Source organism: Mycobacterium sp. NGS22 (assembly GCF_059813095.1).
In genome coordinates, this window is record NZ_JCALDY010000008.1 from 214804 (window position 1) to 231219 (window position 16416).

At 66.3% G+C, this 16416-nt stretch carries 18 protein-coding genes; 10 read left to right on the top strand and 8 right to left on the bottom strand.

From position 1 onward, the window contains the following. Window positions 1-56: 56 nt before the first annotated feature. From treS to AC5Y47_RS10445, 3 genes are read left to right on the top strand one after another with little or no spacing between them, the layout of a single operon-like run. Window positions 57-1874 carry a maltose alpha-D-glucosyltransferase gene (gene treS, locus AC5Y47_RS10435; protein ID WP_499943879.1) on the top strand — a complete coding sequence of 606 codons (1818 nt, stop codon included), beginning with the start codon at window positions 57-59 and terminating at the stop codon, window positions 1872-1874. Then, a complete protein-coding gene (locus tag AC5Y47_RS10440; RefSeq protein ID WP_499943880.1) occupies window positions 1858-3231 on the top strand; it encodes a maltokinase N-terminal cap-like domain-containing protein in 1374 nt (457 codons plus the stop codon). Before treS ends, AC5Y47_RS10440 begins: the two co-directional genes overlap by 17 nt. Before the next feature lie 46 nt (window positions 3232-3277). Then, window positions 3278-3979: a YoaK family protein gene (locus tag AC5Y47_RS10445; protein ID WP_499943881.1), complete on the top strand. Its 702-nt coding sequence runs from the start codon at window positions 3278-3280 to the stop codon at window positions 3977-3979. A gap of 54 nt (window positions 3980-4033) precedes the next feature. On the opposite strand, the gene ag85C is transcribed toward AC5Y47_RS10445, so the two are convergent. The 5 genes from ag85C to AC5Y47_RS10470 all read right to left on the bottom strand — a co-directional run bounded on the left by ag85C (window position 4034) and on the right by AC5Y47_RS10470 (window position 7839). Then, window positions 4034-5068, bottom strand: a complete 1035-nt coding sequence (gene ag85C, locus AC5Y47_RS10450; RefSeq protein ID WP_499943882.1) for a diacylglycerol acyltransferase/mycolyltransferase Ag85C — start codon at window positions 5066-5068, stop codon at window positions 4034-4036. Window positions 5069-5253: 185 nt separating this feature from the next. Then, window positions 5254-6081: an ABC transporter permease gene (locus AC5Y47_RS10455; RefSeq protein ID WP_499943884.1), complete on the bottom strand. Its 828-nt coding sequence runs from the start codon at window positions 6079-6081 to the stop codon at window positions 5254-5256. Beyond that, complete coding sequence (locus AC5Y47_RS10460) at window positions 6071-6865, bottom strand: ATP-binding cassette domain-containing protein (protein ID WP_499943885.1); 795 nt, start codon at window positions 6863-6865, stop codon at window positions 6071-6073. The genes AC5Y47_RS10455 and AC5Y47_RS10460 overlap by 11 nt, the downstream gene beginning before the upstream one ends. Continuing rightward, window positions 6862-7323, bottom strand: coding sequence for a MarR family winged helix-turn-helix transcriptional regulator (locus tag AC5Y47_RS10465; RefSeq protein ID WP_499943919.1), 462 nt, complete (start codon window positions 7321-7323; stop codon window positions 6862-6864). Before AC5Y47_RS10465 ends, AC5Y47_RS10460 begins: the two co-directional genes overlap by 4 nt. Before the next feature lie 18 nt (window positions 7324-7341). Further along, window positions 7342-7839 (bottom strand): metallophosphoesterase family protein, encoded by a 498-nt coding sequence (locus tag AC5Y47_RS10470; protein WP_499943886.1) that lies wholly within the window; start codon window positions 7837-7839, stop codon window positions 7342-7344. 40 nt (window positions 7840-7879) lie between these two features. Here AC5Y47_RS10470 and AC5Y47_RS10475 point away from each other — a divergent pair, with 40 nt between their 5' ends. Next, window positions 7880-8335: a MaoC family dehydratase gene (locus AC5Y47_RS10475; RefSeq protein WP_499943887.1), complete on the top strand. Its 456-nt coding sequence runs from the start codon at window positions 7880-7882 to the stop codon at window positions 8333-8335. Window positions 8336-8412: 77 nt separating this feature from the next. Here AC5Y47_RS10475 and AC5Y47_RS10480 read toward each other — a convergent pair whose 3' ends face one another. Both AC5Y47_RS10480 and AC5Y47_RS10485 read right to left on the bottom strand, forming a co-directional pair. Then, window positions 8413-9708 (bottom strand): acyl-CoA dehydrogenase family protein, encoded by a 1296-nt coding sequence (locus AC5Y47_RS10480; protein WP_499943888.1) that lies wholly within the window; start codon window positions 9706-9708, stop codon window positions 8413-8415. A gap of 85 nt (window positions 9709-9793) precedes the next feature. Beyond that, the gene (locus tag AC5Y47_RS10485) at window positions 9794-10504 is read right to left on the bottom strand and encodes a GAF and ANTAR domain-containing protein (protein ID WP_499943889.1); all 711 of its coding nucleotides are present in this window, start codon (window positions 10502-10504) and stop codon (window positions 9794-9796) included. Window positions 10505-10635: 131 nt separating this feature from the next. On the opposite strand from AC5Y47_RS10485, the gene AC5Y47_RS10490 reads away from it, so the two are divergent. Both AC5Y47_RS10490 and AC5Y47_RS10495 read left to right on the top strand, forming a co-directional pair. Continuing rightward, window positions 10636-11241: a GNAT family N-acetyltransferase gene (locus AC5Y47_RS10490; RefSeq protein WP_499943890.1), complete on the top strand. Its 606-nt coding sequence runs from the start codon at window positions 10636-10638 to the stop codon at window positions 11239-11241. Window positions 11242-11349: 108 nt separating this feature from the next. Then, window positions 11350-11679 carry a hypothetical protein gene (locus AC5Y47_RS10495; RefSeq protein WP_499943891.1) on the top strand — a complete coding sequence of 110 codons (330 nt, stop codon included), beginning with the start codon at window positions 11350-11352 and terminating at the stop codon, window positions 11677-11679. A 1-nt stretch (window position 11680) separates the two neighbouring features. On the opposite strand, the gene AC5Y47_RS10500 is transcribed toward AC5Y47_RS10495, so the two are convergent. Then, the gene (locus AC5Y47_RS10500; protein ID WP_499943892.1) at window positions 11681-12379 is read right to left on the bottom strand and encodes a TetR family transcriptional regulator; all 699 of its coding nucleotides are present in this window, start codon (window positions 12377-12379) and stop codon (window positions 11681-11683) included. Between the two features lie 70 nt (window positions 12380-12449). Between AC5Y47_RS10500 and AC5Y47_RS10505 the strand changes: the two genes are divergently transcribed. The 4 genes from AC5Y47_RS10505 to AC5Y47_RS10520 all read left to right on the top strand — a co-directional run bounded on the left by AC5Y47_RS10505 (window position 12450) and on the right by AC5Y47_RS10520 (window position 16354). Next, the gene (locus tag AC5Y47_RS10505; RefSeq protein ID WP_499943893.1) at window positions 12450-13547 is read left to right on the top strand and encodes a flavin reductase family protein; all 1098 of its coding nucleotides are present in this window, start codon (window positions 12450-12452) and stop codon (window positions 13545-13547) included. 28 nt (window positions 13548-13575) lie between these two features. Then, window positions 13576-14688, top strand: coding sequence for a fatty acid desaturase family protein (locus AC5Y47_RS10510; protein WP_499943894.1), 1113 nt, complete (start codon window positions 13576-13578; stop codon window positions 14686-14688). A 110-nt stretch (window positions 14689-14798) separates the two neighbouring features. After that, entirely contained in the window at window positions 14799-15314 is a 516-nt protein-coding gene (locus AC5Y47_RS10515) for an SRPBCC family protein (protein ID WP_499943895.1), read from the top strand. After that, complete coding sequence (locus tag AC5Y47_RS10520; protein ID WP_499943896.1) at window positions 15314-16354, top strand: LLM class flavin-dependent oxidoreductase; 1041 nt, start codon at window positions 15314-15316, stop codon at window positions 16352-16354. The genes AC5Y47_RS10515 and AC5Y47_RS10520 overlap by 1 nt, the downstream gene beginning before the upstream one ends. The last annotated feature ends 62 nt before the right edge of the window (window positions 16355-16416 follow it).

The window sequence follows — 16416 nt, forward strand, 5'->3', positions numbered from 1 at the left end:
TGCCATCCGGTGATTCTTAGCCGGGTGGGTCGGGTACCCGTGGCATCGTGGAATTGATGAACGACGAGAGAGATGCCGTCCGGCACGATCCCGCGCACGATCCCTCTCATGATCCCTCAGAGGGCAGTCACGTCGAGGGGGGTGTCGTCGAGCATCCGAACGTCGAGGACTTCGGCAACGCGGCCGCCCTGCCCGCCGACCCGACCTGGTTCAAACACGCGGTCTTCTACGAGGTGCTGGTCCGGGCGTTCTTCGACTCGAACGCCGACGGCTCCGGTGACCTGCGCGGACTGATCGATCGCCTGGACTATCTGCAATGGCTCGGTGTCGACTGCCTGTGGCTCCCGCCGTTCTACGACTCGCCGCTGCGGGACGGTGGCTACGACATCCGCGACTTCTACAAGGTGCTGCCCGAGTTCGGGACGGTGGAGGATTTCGTCGCGCTGATCGACGAAGCGCACCAGCGGGGCATCCGGGTGATCACCGACCTGGTGATGAACCACACATCGGATTCGCATCCCTGGTTCCAGGAATCCCGGCGCGACCCCGACGGCCCGTACGGCGACTTCTACATGTGGAGCGACACCAGCGAGAAGTACAAGGACGCCCGGATCATCTTCGTCGACACCGAGGAGTCGAACTGGACGTTCGACCCCGTCCGCCGCCAGTTCTACTGGCACCGGTTCTTCTCCCATCAACCGGACCTGAACTACGACAGCCCGGCCGTGCAAGAGGCGATGATCGACGTCATCCGGTTCTGGCTCGGCCTGGGCATCGACGGATTCCGGCTGGACGCGGTGCCCTATCTGTTCGCCCGGGAGAACACCAACTGCGAGAACCTGCCCGAGACGCACGCCTTCCTTAAGCGGTGCCGCAAGGTGGTCGACGACGAGTACCCCGGCCGGGTGCTGCTGGCCGAGGCGAACCAGTGGCCGGCCGACGTGGTCGAGTATTTCGGCGACCCCAGTACCGGCGGCGACGAATGCCACATGGCGTTCCACTTCCCACTGATGCCACGGATCTTCATGGCGGTGCGCCGCGAGTCCCGGTTCCCGATCTCGGAGATCCTGGCCCAGACGCCGGCCATCCCCGATATGGCGCAGTGGGGGATCTTCCTGCGTAACCACGACGAACTGACCCTGGAGATGGTCAGCGACGAGGAACGCGACTACATGTACTCCGAGTACGCCAAGGATCCGCGGATGAAGGCCAACGTCGGCATCCGGCGCCGGCTGGCACCGCTGCTGGAGAACGACTTCAACCAGATGCGGCTGTTCAACGCGCTGCTGCTGTCGCTGCCCGGTTCGCCGGTGCTCTATTACGGCGACGAGATCGGCATGGGTGACGTCATCTGGCTGGGTGACCGCGACGGGGTGCGCACCCCGATGCAGTGGACCCCCGACCGCAACGCGGGATTCTCGAAAGCCAACCCCGGCCGGTTGTATCTGCCGACGATCCAGGATTCGGTGTACGGCTATCAGGCGGTCAACGTCGAAGCCCAACGCGACACCTCGACGTCGCTGCTGAACTGGACCCGCACCATGCTCGCGGTGCGACGCCGCCACGACGCGTTCGCCATCGGGTCTTTCCACGAACTCGGTGGGTCCAACCCGTCGGTCCTGGCCTACGTCCGCGAGGTCCCCCGCGAAGACGGAGAAGACGACGTCGTCCTGTGCGTGAACAACCTGTCGCGGTTCCCTCAGCCCATCGAACTGAACCTGCAGCAGTGGAACGGCTACACACCCATCGAACTGACCGGACAGGTGGAGTTTCCGCGGATCGGGCATCTGCCGTATCTGCTGACGCTGCCGGGGCACGGGTTCTACTGGTTCCAGCTGTCCGCAATCGAGGAGGACCATGAATCGCATCGGTGACGCGGGGCAGTTGCCTTGGGCGCATTGGTTGCCGCAGCAACGCTGGTATGCCGGCCGCAACCGCCAACTGTCGAGCGTCGCGCCGGCGGTGGTCGTGCCGTTGCGCAATGACCTGGACCTGGTGCTGCTCGACGTCGCCTACACAGACGGTTCCGCCGAGCGTTACCAGGTGATCGTCGGCTGGGACACCCAGCCCGTCTCGGAGTTCAGCAACCAGGCCACCATCGGCGAAGCCGGCGGGCACACCGGCTTCGACGCGCTCTACGACGGCGCCGCACCGTGCTTCCTGCTGTCACTGATCGACGCGGGGGAGGTTCGGGACTCGCCCGATCTGCGGGTGAAGTTCAGCCGGGAACCGGACATCGAACTGCCGGTGGACGCCTACCCCCGGGTCTCCGACGCCGAGCAGAGCAACACCAGCGTGATCTTCGACCGGACACCGGCGGCGATTCTGAAGATATTCCGCCGGGTCAGCGCGGGGATCAATCCCGACATCGAACTGAACCGGGTGCTCGGCCGCGCCGGAAACCCCCACGTGGCACGGTTGCTGGGCAGCTACGAGATCGGCGCGCCGGACGCTGCGCCGGAGTCCGTGTCGCCGCTGGGCATGGTCACCGCCTTCGCCGGCAACGCCGCCGAAGGGTGGGCCATGGCGACCGCCAGCGTGCGCGATCTGTTCGCCGAGGGTGACCTGTACGCCCACGAAGTCGGCGGGGACTTCGCCGGTGAGTCCTATCGGCTCGGCGAAGCGGTGGCCTCGGTGCACACCACTTTGGCGGAATCGCTGGGGACGTCGCAGGCGCCGTTCCCGCTGGACCACATGCTGGCGCGCCTGTCGGCTTCGGCGGCCGCGGTCTCCGAACTCGACGAGTACGTACCGACGATTCAGGAGCGCCTCGGCAAGCTCGCCGACGAGCAGATCACCGTCCAGCGCGTGCACGGCGACCTGCACCTGGGTCAGGTGCTGCGTACCCCGGAGAGCTGGGTGCTGATCGACTTCGAGGGTGAACCGGGTCAGCCGGTGGCCGAGCGGCGCGCCCCGGATTCGCCGATGCGCGACGTGGCCGGCGTGCTGCGGTCCTTCGAGTACGCCGCGTACGGGCCGTTGGTGGATCAGGGCTCCGACAAACACGACAAGCAGCTGGCGGCCCGCGCCCGGGAATGGGTCGAACGCAACCGCGCCGCATTCTGCGACGGTTACGCCGCCGCGTCGGGAACCGACCCCCGGGATTCGGCGCTGCTGCTGGCGGCCTACGAGCTGGACAAGGCGGTCTACGAGACCGGCTACGAGTCCCGGCACCGACCCACCTGGCTGCCGATACCGTTGCGCTCGATCGCGCGCCTGGCCACCGCCTGACCTTCGCCGTTATGCCCGTCGGGCGCAGCTCTGGAAGCATGCTCGTGTGCAGAAGGAGATGTATGACAGCGAGGCCAGGTTGTCCTGGCTACTGGCCGCGCTGGCCGGCGTGCTGGGCGCCACCGCGTTCAGCCACTCCGAGGGTTATTTCGTGACGTTCATGACGGGCAACGCGCAGCGCGCGGTGCTCGGGGTGTTCCGCGACGACGTCTGGCTGTCGATCACCGCGGGCACGTTGTTGCTGTGCTTTTTGGCCGGCGTGGTGGTGTCGTCGGTCTGCCGGCGGCGGTACTGGGCGGCCCACCCGCACGGCCCGACGGTGTTGACGACGTTCGCGCTGGTGTTCGCGACGGGCCTGGACATCGTGTTGGGCGGCTGGGAGGAGACCATGCTCGACTTCGTGCCGGTCATGTGTGTGGTGTTCGGGGTCGGCGCGTTGAATACGTCTTTCGTCAAGGACGGCGAAGTGTCGGTTCCGTTGAGCTATGTGACCGGGACGCTGGTCAAGATGGGGCAGGGGATCGAACGCCACGTCGCCGGCGGCAAGATCGAGGACTGGTTCGGGTACTTCATGATGCTCGCGACCTTCATGTCGGGCGCGGCCATTGGCGGAGCGATCAGCCTGGTGACCAGCGGGACCCAGATGCTGGGTGTCGCAGCGTTCGTGTGCGCGGTGACGACCTGTTACACCTACCTGCACGCCGACCGGCGCGGCCTGCTGGACAAGGGATCGCAGAGCCCCGAATAGAACATCGGCAGCAGCGCTGGCCGTTGCGCTGCTGCCGATGTGGTCTGGCGGTACTCAGGCCCCCTGGCCGGGCGCCGCGGGCGCCGGTGCCGGTGCCGGTGGGGGCTGGTTGACCGCATTCAGGACTTGCAGCATGTCGGGTTTCATGGCCATCAGCTGCTGGTTCCAGTAGTTCCACGAGTGCGTGCCGTTGTTGGGGAACTGGAACACTCCGTTGCGTCCGCCCGAGGCGGCGTAGGTCTGCTGGAACTGCTGGTTGGTGCGCAGCGTCAGGCCTTCGAGGAACTTCGCGGGCATGTTGTCGCCGCCGAGGTCGCTGGGCGTGCCGTTGCCGCAGTAGACCCAGATCCGGGTGTTGTTGGCGATCAGCCGGGGGATCTGGACCATCGGGTCGTTGCGCTTCCACGCCGGGTCGGTGGACGGGCCCCACATGCTGTTGGCGTTGTAGCCGCCGGAGTCGTTCATCGCCAGGCCGATCAGCGTCGGCCACCAGCCGTCGGACGGGTTGAGGAAGCCCGACAGCGACGCCGCGTAGGGGAATTGCTGCGGGTAGTAGGCGGCCATGATCAACGCCGAACTGCCCGACATCGACAATCCGACGGCGGAGTTGCCGAACGGTGAAAGGCCCTTGTTGGCCTGCAGCCAGGTCGGCATTTCCCGGGTCAGGAAGGTCTCCCACTTGTAGGTGTAGCCCTGGCCGTTGCCCTGGGACGGCTGGTACCAGTCGCTGTAGAAGCTGGACGTGCCGCCGACGGGCATCACCACGGAAAGCCCGGACTGGTAGAACTCCTCGAACACGGGGGTGTTGATGTCCCAACCGCTGTAATCGTCCTGGGCGCGCAGCCCGTCGAGCAGGTACACCGCGTGCGCCCCGCCGCCCTGGAACTGCACCTTGATGTTGCGGCCCATGGCCGCCGACGGGATCTGCAGGGTCTCCACCGGGAGACCGGGCCGGGAGAACGCGCTCGCGGTGGCCGAGCCGCCGACGACACCGACGAGACCGGTCAGCAGGGCAGCGCTCAACGTGGCAACTGCCAGCCTGCGGGGCATGGTTTTTGCTGCGCCACACAGCTTTTGCACGAGCTTCATCGCTTGACCCATCCTTCGTCTGCCACTCGTCGCGGTCGAATCTGTTCCGGGCGAGTCAAACACAGCCGGTCGGGTCGGCCGGGCTGTCGCGGCCGAAGCATGATGTCGCGGTTGGCTAACGATTAGGCCTCGGGCGGGACTCCGCAGCGATCGGGTCGCATTCGGGTAACGATCGGGTCACCCGGCTAGGCGACCAGTCGTCGTAAAACCTTTGAGGCCGCGATGATTCCGACGATCGGAGCGATCAGCAGCACGGCAACGTCCACTAGGTGGAAGGGGCTGCCGATCAGCAGCGCCCGCAACACGTCGACCTCGTAACTCAGCGGATTGACCTTGCTCAGCACACGTAGCCACGACGGCATGACCTCGACCGGGTACAGGGCGTTGGACGCGAAGAACAACGGCATCGTGATGGCCTGGCCGAGGCCCATCAACCGGTCACGATTTCGGACCAGACCCGCCAATGTCATTGACAGACAAGCGAAGAAGGCGGCACCGAGCATGACGGCGGCCATCGCCGCCAGGATCCGCAGCGGGTTGGCCGTCAAGCCGATGTTCATCGCGTACGCCAGCACCAGCACCCCGACGATCTGCGCCACCGAACGGACCCCGGCGGCAAAGGACTTGCCGGCGATCAGCGCCGAAGCCGGTGCCGGGGTCACCATCAGTTTGGCCAGTACGCCCGCGTCGCGGTCCCAGATGATCTGTATCCCATAGAAAATCGAGATGAACAGTGCCGACTGGGCGATGATCCCCGGCGCCAGGAACGCCAGATAGGACACGTTGCCGGTGTCGATGACGCGCAGATGGCTGAAGGTGGTGCCGAAGATCAGCAGCCACAGCGCGGGCTGCACCATCCGGGTGACGAGTTCGGTGCGATCGTGCCGGAGCTTCTGCAGTTCGACGATCGCGAATGCGCCGACGCGGCTCAGCGTCGCTTTGGCCCGCTCCACTCCGCGCGGCGCGCGGACCGGATTCACCTCGATGGGCTGACAGGCCCGGTCAACCGACATGCCGGTTTGCTCCTCTGCTAGAACGGATTTCGCGGCTCGACGGGACGTCCAGACTGGAAGCGGCATAGTGCCGGAAGACGTCTTCGAGCGTGGCGTGCGGCGAGACGGTGGCTTTGAGCTCCTCGGGTGTCCCCACTGCCTGCAACGCGCCGCGATGCATCAACGCGACCCGGTCGCACAGCGCGTCGGCCTCCTCCATGTAGTGGGTGGTGAGCAGCACGGTCATGCCGAACTGCTGCTGCATGGCCTGCACCTGTGTCCACACGCCGTCACGGGCAATGGGATCCAGCCCCACCGTCGGCTCGTCGAGCACCAGCAGCGACGGCCGGTTGACCAGCGCCTGGGCCACCTCGAGTCGCCGAACCATGCCGCCGGAGTAGCTGGAGGCGAGCTTGTCGGCGACGTCGAGCAGGTCCATGGCGTTCAGCGCCTGCTCGACGCGATCGCGGCGGTCGCGGCGGGGCACCCCGTACAGCCGGGCGAACCACTCCACATTCTGCCGTCCGGTCAGGGCGGTCTCGATCGAAAGTTGTTGCGGTACATAGCCGATATTGCTGCGGATATCGATGGTCTGGCGGCGGGCGTCCAACCCGAAGATGCGCAGTTCGCCGTCCTGGACCGGCGCCAGCGTGGTCAGCACCCGCACCACTGTCGTCTTTCCGGCGCCGTTGGGCCCCAGCAGGCCCATCGTCTCGCCCGGCCGCACCTGAAAGGTCACGTCGTCGACCGCGGTGTGCTGGCCGTAGCGGTACGTCAGGTGGCGGCAGTCGATTGCCGGGGTCATGCGCTTCGCTCCTGCAGTCTCTTGGTCATGTGTTCCAGGACCTCCAACCCTTTCGCCAATACCCCCATCTGCTGTTCGTCAAGCTCGCCGAGCAGGTCGGTCAGCACCGCACGCCGCACCTGTGCCGTCGTGTCCATCACCTGCTGAGCCGGCTCGGTGAGGCGCAACCGGCTGATCCGCCGGTCGGTGGGGTCCGGCGTGCGCTCCAGCAAACCCGCGCATGACAGCTTGGTGACCAGGGTGGACGCGGTATTCGGGACCAACCCGAGTTCGGTGGCGGCTGCGCTGACCGACACCCCGGGACGGTGGGTCACCAGGCGCAGCAGCTCGGCCTGCGACTCGGAGAGCTGCCCGGGGGCGTACCCGGTGCCGACCGAGCGGCGCAGCTGCCGGCGGAATCTGCCCAGAATGCGGGGGAGGTCGGCGGCAAGATCGGCGGGGGTGCTCACCGTCGCAATAATACCTCTGTAGTCGAGCTATTTATTGAGTCGGTGTAGCGCGACGTCGCGCAGGGTCCCCTCGTGCGCCGTGGCGGTCAGGTATGTGCAGTGCGGCTGCCTGCGGCGATCGGTGGGCGAGCCCGGATTCAGCAGGCGCAGCCCGGTAGCGGTGGTGGTGTCCCACGGGATGTGGCTGTGGCCGAACACCAGCACGTCGGTGTCCGGGTAGAGCCGCGACATCCGGGCTTCGCGCCCGGCGGTGGCGCCCGTCTCGTGCACGACGACGAAGCGCAGGCCGGCCAACGTCGCAGCAGCCCGCTCCGGCAGCCGGGACCGCAACTCCGGGCCGTCGTTGTTGCCCCAGCACGCCAGCAGCCGTGCCGACCTGGCTTCGAGTTCGTCGAGCAGGTCGACGGTCACCCAGTCGCCGGCGTGGATGACGACGTCGGCGGTCGCGACCTCGTCCCATACCTGCGCGGGTAGGTCGCGGGCCCGTTTCGGGACGTGCGTGTCGGCGATCAGCAGTAGCCGCATAAGTTCTATGCATACCCCCGATAGACACAGAGGAGAGACCATGCGCAGCTTCGAGTCAGTCGCCGAGCTCACCGCCGCGGCGGGGGAGACCCTCGGGCACAGCGACTGGGTGACGATCACCCAGGACGACGTCAACCTGTTCGCCGACGCGACCGGCGATCACCAGTGGATCCATGTCGACCCGGAACGGGCGGCCAAGGGACCGTTCGGCACGACGATCGCGCACGGTTTCATGACCCTGGCGCTGCTGCCGCGACTGCAGCACCAGATCTACACGGTCAACGGCATCAAGTTGGCAATCAACTACGGGCTCAACAAGGTTCGCTTCCCGTCGCCGGTGCCGGTCGGTTCGCGGGTGCGCGCGACGTCGAAGTTGGTCAGCGTCGACGACCTGGGTGAGGGCACCGTTCAGGCGACGCTGTCGACCACCGTCGAAGTCGAGGGAGCCGCCAAGCCGGCCTGCGTGGCCGAGAGCGTGGCCCGCTACATTTCCTAGCGCGAGCAGACGCAAAAACCCCCATTTCGTGCCGAAATGAGGGGTTTTTGCGTCTGCTCGCGGGGAAGCCGGGGCGGTCAGAACTCGGCGATGGAGTGTTCCAGGCGGGCGGCCAGTCGCGCCTCGGCTTCGGCCTTGCGGGTGGGTATGTGCTGAGACGGGAAAGGCGTTGTCACCGGCTGATATTCCTTCAGCGTGCGGCGTGCCACGGTCATCTTGTGCAACTCGGTGGCCCCGTCGGCGATACCCAGTGACTCGGCCGCAACCAGCATCTTGACGAACGGCATCTCGTCGGAAACCCCCAGTGCGCCATGCAGATGCAGGGCACGCTGGGCGACATCGTGCAGCACCTGCGGCATCGCGACTTTCACCGCCGCGATGTCGCGGCGCACCTTCTGGTAGTCGTGGTGCTTGTCGATCAGCCACGCGGTGCGCAGCACCAACAGCCGGAACTGCTCGATCTGGATCCAGCTGTCGGCGATCTTCTCCTGCGTCATCTGAAAGTCAGCGAGCGTCCCGCGCCGGGTCCGGCGCGACACCGCCCGCTCGCACATCATATCGAATGCCTTGCGCGACAACGCAATTGTTCGCATCGCGTGATGGATGCGACCGCCGCCCAGGCGGGTCTGGGCGATCATGAAGGCCTGGCCCTCACCGCCGAGCACGTGATCGGCGGGCACTCGGACGTCGTTGTACCGGACGTAACCGTGGCTGGCGCGCTTGGACGATTCGGCTCCCACACCGACATTGCGGATGATCTCGATACCCGGCGTCTCGGCCGGCACGATGAACAGCGACATCTTCTCGTAGGTGCGGCCTTCGGGGTTGGTGACGGCCATCACGATGAAGAACGACGCGTGCCTGGCGTTGCTGGAAAACCACTTCTCCCCGTTGATCACCCAGTCGTCGCCGTCCCGGGTCGCGGTGGTGACGAACATGCCGGGATCCGAACCGCCCTGCGGTTCGGTCATCGAATAACACGACGTGATCTCGCCGTCCAGCAGCGGCTGCAGGTAACGGGCCTTCTGCTCCTCGGTGCCGAACAGCGCCAGGATCTCGGCGTTGCCCGAATCCGGTGCCTGGCAACCGAACACCGACGGTGCCCACCGCGAACGCCCGAGTATCTCGTTGAGCAGCGCGAGCTTGACCTGACCGAAGCCCTGCCCGCCGAGTTCCGGGCGCAGGTGCGCGGCCCACAGGCCCTGATCCTTCACCTGCTGCTGCAACGGCCGCAGGATCGCCATCATCTCGGCGTTGTTCTTGTCGTACGGATCGAGCGAAACCAAATCGAGCGGCTCGAGTTCGTCGACCATGAATTGCTCGACCCAGTCCAGCTTCGCCTGGTATTCAGGATCGGTTTCGAAGTCCCACACCGTAGATCACCGTTCCCCGGCGCAGCGTCGCACCGGCATCGTCGAAGGAGCGACACCATCGTAAGGTCGGCCCGGCACCGCCCGATCAGCTGTCCGGAATAGCCTTCCTGAGATCGACCACGCGCCGGGCGATGTCGACCAACGGCGTGTTGGACTCCTGCGACAGTCGCTTGAGCAGCTCGAACGCCCGCACGGCGTCAATGTCGAACTGCTGCATCAGGATGCCCTTCGCCTGGCCGATGATGTCCCGACTCGCCAGAGCACTCTGGAAACTGCCTTCCCGACGGACGCTGTCCCACACCAGCGCGGCATGCGTCGCAAAGACGATCCCCACCTCCACGGCTGCGTGGTCGAAAGCCCCGGGCGCATCGGCGTAGATGTTCAGCGCCCCCAAAGTCTGGTCACTGGTGAACAGTTCGAACGACAGAATCGAGCGGATCGGTGTCTGCCGGAGCGCGGCGCATCTGTACTTCGGCCACCGGGTCTCGGTCGACAGATCATCGACTAGCACCGTGTGGTGCTCCCAGGCGGCCATCAGGCACGGACCCTCCCCGTAGCGCTGTTGAATCTCGTCGAGCACGATCGGGTATCGATGGGTGCTGGCCGGGGTGGTGATTCCGGCTCGTGGGTTGGTGACGGTCAGACCGCCATACTGTGCGCCGGGAATCGTCTGGGCGGCCTCGACCACCAGCTGGTCGATGACATCTTGGCTGTAGACGCCGGGCCGGCTGTGCAGTTCGCGCGCCAGCCCCGCAATGCGCTGGTGGAGTTGCGCAAAACCTTCTGCCACGGCCATCCCCTCGGTCAAAGTCCTCGCGCGCGAGGGCCGGTTAGACTCTACGCCCACCGGACTCCGAATGGTCCTGCCCGGGACGGACCCAGGCGTGCACTAGCTGCCGCGATACCTGTTCGCCTAACGTGACTGCGGTGACCCCGCACGTGCGCCCCGCGCAAAGGAGCGATGTCCGCGCTCTGGGACGCACTCTGGGCCGCGCGTTCTTCGACGATCCGGTCGCGATGTACCTGCTACCCGACGACGACGTGCGACGCAGGCAACTGCATCGCGTGTTCGCCACGACGACGCGCCATCACCACCTGGCTCACGGCGGTGTGGAGGTGGCGGTCGACGGCCCGGGCATCGGTGCGGCGGCACTGTGGGACCCGCCGGACCGGTGGCGCGAATCGCGGCGCGCGGAGCTGGCGCAGATCCCGATGTTCTTGCGGGTGTTCGGCTTTCGTTCGGGTCCGGCCCGTCAACTGCTGGAATTGATGAAGCGGGCCCATCCCGAAGAGCCGCACTGGTATCTGGCCGTCATCGGAAGCGACCCGGCGGTGCGCGGCAAAGGGTTCGGCCAGGTGTTGATGCGGTCGCGGCTGGAGCGCTGCGACGCCGAATACTGTCCGGCCTACCTGGAATCGTCCAAGCCCGAAAACATCCCGTACTACGAACGTTTCGGGTTCACCGTCACAGGTGAGATCAAAGTCCCCGGCGGGGGACCGACGCTGTGGCCCATGTGGCGAGAACCGCGATGACATCCGTTGCTCGCCAAGCGATCTGACCTCAGTTCGGCCACGAGGTTCACGTCACGACGATCCGCGGTTCTCGAAGGGTCTGCGGCTGCGGGTTTAGCCCACGCGGACATGGGCAACCAATCGGCTATGGAAGGCGGCCCCGGCGACACCCTGAGACCACAAGAGTCAACCGATTCCGACGAACTCCGCAACGACGACGGCGACACCGTCGTCGACCCGCCTGAGCAGTGGAGCGAGGCCGACAAGTACGGCATGACACCGCGTGAAGAGCGCGAAGGGGAGTCACTCGACCAGAAGCTGGCCGCCGAAGAGCCCGATGTGCTCCGTCCCGCGCCGGGACCGAGCATCGAGGACGCGCTACCCGGTGGCGTGCACCGCGGTCAGGTGGACGGCACTCCCGAGGACGGCGATTCGCTGTACACCGTCGTCGAGGAGTGACTCAGGGGCTGGATTTCCAGCCCGCCACCCCGATGGCGATCATGCGCAGCTGCTTGACGGCGATCCGGTGGATCTCCTGTAGCGCCTCGTTGCTCTGGGCGTCCTCGATCGCCTCGGCGGTGACGATCATCGCGTTGACGAACAGGCTGGCCAGCACGTTGAGATCCTCGGTGCTCCATTCGTTGAGCCGGGGAAACCGGGCCAGGTCGGTAGCCAGCTCCGAGGTGATCAACCGGATCTCGGTGCGAATCGCATAGCGCAGCACCGAAACTCCGGTGGAGCGTTCCCGGGAGATGAAGCGCCAGTGCTCGCGCTTCTCGGCGACACTGCCGATCAGGATCTCGACCGACGACTCGATGACCCGGTTCGGGTCGAGTTTCCCGGCGCGCGCGCCGCGCAGCGTATCGCGCAGACTGCGGAACGATTCGTCGATCAGAACCAGCCCGAGCGCCTCCATCGACTCGAAGTGGCGGTAGAACGCCGCAGGCACGATTCCGGCTTCCCGGGTGACCTCGCGCAGGCTCAGACCGCTGAAACTGCGGTCGTTGAGCGCCTTCAGGGCCGCGGCGATGATGGCGCGCCGGGTCGCCTCCTTGCGTTCCTCGCGGGAGGGCGTGTCACGGCCACCGTCGCGGCTTCTGTCCCGGGGCCGATCCTGGACGCTGCGCCGCGAATGTGAGCTAGGAGTACGACTGTTCACTATGTGAACCGTAACACAGGACCGCGGAAAACCCTTGACCACCAGCGGCTATTGATGTCACGGTGTACACATGTTCACTCAAACTTTCACTCGGACGTTCGCCCGGAATTTCGGTAAGCGGGTCCTGGGTTCCGACCTGGTCGACCTGCTCACCGGTCCCCACGGCGTCGACCGGTACACCGAGCTCGTGACGCCCACCTGGACGTCGGCAGAGGCCCGCGCCAAGGTGGTCGAGGTGCGGCGGACGACGCCGCGCAGCGTCACCCTGGTGCTGGTCCCCAACGACGCATTCGCCGAGCGCTACACCGTCAAGGCCGGGCAGTTCGTCAACGTCACCGTCGAGATCGACGGGCGCATGCACTCGCGCTGCTACTCCCCGGCCAACGTCGAGGGCAGCACGCACCTGGAGCTGACGATCGGCCTGCACGACGGCGGGTTGGTCTCGACGTACCTGTATGAGCAGGCCCGCCGCGGCATGGTGGTCGGGCTGGACGGTATCGGCGGAGACTTCGTGTTGCCGGCGCAACGGCCGCGCCGAATCCTGTTCGTCTCCGGCGGCAGCGGAATCACGCCCGTGCTGGCGATGTTGCGCACCCTGGTCGCCGAAGGACATCTGCGGAAGTCGGGTCACGACATCGCATTCGTGCACTACGCGCGCTCCGCCGCCGAAGCCTGCTACCGCGCCGAGCTGGCCCAGCTGCCCGGCGTACGAGTGCTGCACGGCTACACCCGGTCCGGTTCCGGCGACCTGGACGGCCGTTTCGGAGCAGCACACCTGGCGGCGGCGATGCCCGAACCCGACGCGGTGTTCGTCTGCGGGCCAACCGCTTTGGTGGATGCCGTCAAGGCGGTCTGTGAAAACGTGTTCACCGAAAGCTTCGTGCCCCCGGTGATCGACGCACCGGCCGAACCGACCGGCGGCCGGCTGGCCTTCGCGGACAGCCAGGTCGACGTCGTCGACGACGGTCGCTCGATCCTGGAACAGGCCGAAGGGGCCGGCCTGCAACCGCAGAACGGGTGCCGGATGGGGATCTGCCACACCTGCACGCGCCGCAAGACCTCCGGCACCGTACGCAACCTGGTCACCGGCGCAATCTCCACCCAGCCCGACGAAAAAGTACAGATCTGCGTCACCGTCCCCGTCGGTGACGTCGAGATAGACCTCTAGCCACCAACGAACTCAAGGAGGAAAAGTCATGTCACAGAACAAGATCTCCCTCACCAAAGAGCAGGCCGACGCCTTCGGCCGCGAGCTCGACGCCATCCGCGAACGCGTGATGGCCGACCTCGGCGAAGAGGACGCCGACTACATCCGCCGGATGATCAAGATCCAGCGCGGCCTGGAGGTCGGCGGGCGCGCCCTGCTGTTCCTGCCACCGTTCTGGCTGTTCGGCACCGGCATGCTGGGCGTCGCGAAAATCATGGACAACATGGAGATCGGGCACAACATCATGCACGGCCAGTACGACTGGATGCGTGACCCGACCATCTCCGGCCGTGACTTCGAGTGGGACACCGCCTGCCCGGCCGACCAGTGGCGGCACTCGCACAACTACATGCACCACACCCACACCAACATCGTCGGGATGGACCGCGACATCGGCTACGGCATCCTCCGGATGAGCGAGGACCAGCCGTGGGAGCCGTACTTCCTGGGCAACCCGGTCTATGCGTTTCTGCTGATGGTGCTGTTCCAGTACGGCGTCGCCCTGCACGAGCTGGAAACCGAGCGGATCCGCTCCGGGGAGATCAGCGTGCGGGACAAGCGCGACACCTTGAAGGAAATCTGGAAGAAGACCCGCCGGCAGTCGCTGAAGGACTACGTCGCCTTCCCGCTGTTGGCCGGCCCGTTCGCGCCGTTCGTCTTCACCGGCAACCTGACGGCCAACCTGATGCGCAACGTGTGGTCGTACATGATCATCTTCTGCGGCCACTTCCCGGACGGCACTCAGGAATTCACCGTCGAGGAGACCAAGGACGAGACCCGCGGCCAGTGGTACTTCCGCCAGGTGCTGGGTTCGGCGAACCTGACCGGAGGGGACATCTTCCACGTGCTGTCCGGCAACCTCTCGCACCAGATCGAGCACCACCTGTTCCCGGACATGCCCGCCCGTCGGTACCCGCAGATCGCGCCGGAGGTGCAGGAGATCTGCGAGCGCTACGGGATCCCCTACAACAAGGGTCCGCTGCTGCGGCAGTTCGGCACCGTCGTGCGCAAGATCGTGCGGCTGACGTTCCCCGACTCGTGGAAATTCCGGTCGCGCAGCAAGGCCGAGGAGCCTGTCGGGCAGGAGCTGATCGCCGCATAACTCCCATCACTAGCTGGTGGCGCCGAGACTGCGGCCAGGGTGTGTCGTTCACGACATCGGGTCACCCTGGGCGCAGTCTCGAAGCGTTTCATCTGGGGGACAATGGATCGATGGAGTGGACCGGAGCGCGATATTCGGACAAGCCGACAGTAGAAGCCACGACCTGGATCGACGCCGACCCGGAGCGGGTCTGGAGTCTGGTCTCCGACATCGAGTTGATGCCGACCCTGTCCAACGAGCTGCAGGCCGTCGAGTGGCTGGACGGAGCCACCGCCGCGCGGCTCGACGCCCGCTTCGTCGGGCACAACCAACACGACGCATTCGGCGAGTGGAGCACCACGTCGCGGATCGTCTCCTACGACCAACCGCGCGAATTCGCTTGGGCGGTAGGCGAACCCGCCGACCCCGCGGCGACCTGGCGGTTTCGCCTGACTCCCCGCGACGGTGGCACCGCGCTGTCGTTCTGGACCCAGCTGGGCCCGGGCCGTTCGGGACTGTCCAATGCCATCGACGCGATGCCCGACAAAGAGCAGAAGATCGTGTTCGTGCGGCTGCGTGAATTCGAGGCCGCGATCGACAAGACGCTGGGCGCGATCAAGAGGTTGGCCGAACACGGGGTGCGCTGATGCGGACCGCAACGACCGTCGAGTTGTCGGTGGCCGCGGCCGAGACCGTCGACTTCGTGGTCGAGGCCGAGAAGCTGGGCCTGGACATGTGCTGGGTCGCCGAGGCGTGGGGAACGGATGCGCCGTCCGCGCTGGGATATCTGGCCGCCCGCACCCGGCGGATGCTGCTCGGCTCCGGCGTGCTGCAGGTCGGCACCCGCTCCCCGGTGCTGGTGGCGCAGACGGCCATCACCCTGGCCAACCTGTCCGCCGGGCGTTTCCTGCTCGGGCTCGGCGCCTCCGGACCGCAGGTGATCGAAGGCTTGCACGGCGTCGGCTTCGAGGCGCCGCTGGCCCGGGTCCGCGAGACCGTCGACATCGTCCGGCAGGTGTTCGCGGGTGGCAGAATCTCCTACTCCGGCAACGAGTTCCGCATTCCGCGACCGGGCGGCGAGGCGAAGCCGATGCGACTGTCGACCCGCGCCGAACACCCGATTCCGATCTATCTCGCCAGCTTGTCACCCGCCATGCTGCGGTTGACCGGGCGGGTCGCCGACGGCTGGCTGGGCACCAGTTTCGTTCCGGAAGGCGCCGACGAGGCCTATTTCGCCCATCTCGACGCGGGCCTGACCGCTGCCGGCCGGACCCGCGCCCACCTCGACATCTGTCAGGGTGCCGAGGTCGCGTTCGCCCGCGACGAGGACGAACTGCGCACCATGGTCGGGGCGCGCAAGACGGAACTGGCGTTCAGTCTCGGCGGCATGGGATCGGCCAGCACGAACTACTACAACCAGGCCTACAGCCGGCAGGGCTGGGCCGAGGTCGCCGCTGCGGTGCGCGAGGCATGGCAGCGCGGCGACCGGCCCGGTGCGGCGGGACTGGTCACCGACGAGATGGTGTTGGCCACCACGCTGATCGGGACCGAGGACATGGTCCGTGCGCGCCTTGCGGATTGGCGCGACGCCGGGGTGGACACCGTGCGGCTGTATCCCGCCGGTGAGAGCCTGGACGCCAAGCTCGCGACGCTGGGGCGTGCCATCGAGCTGGTCCGGGAGACTTAGCGATAGCGGCGCCGTCATCGAACGTGTAGCTACTGTCAAAATCGTGCGATTTTTTCGCGGTG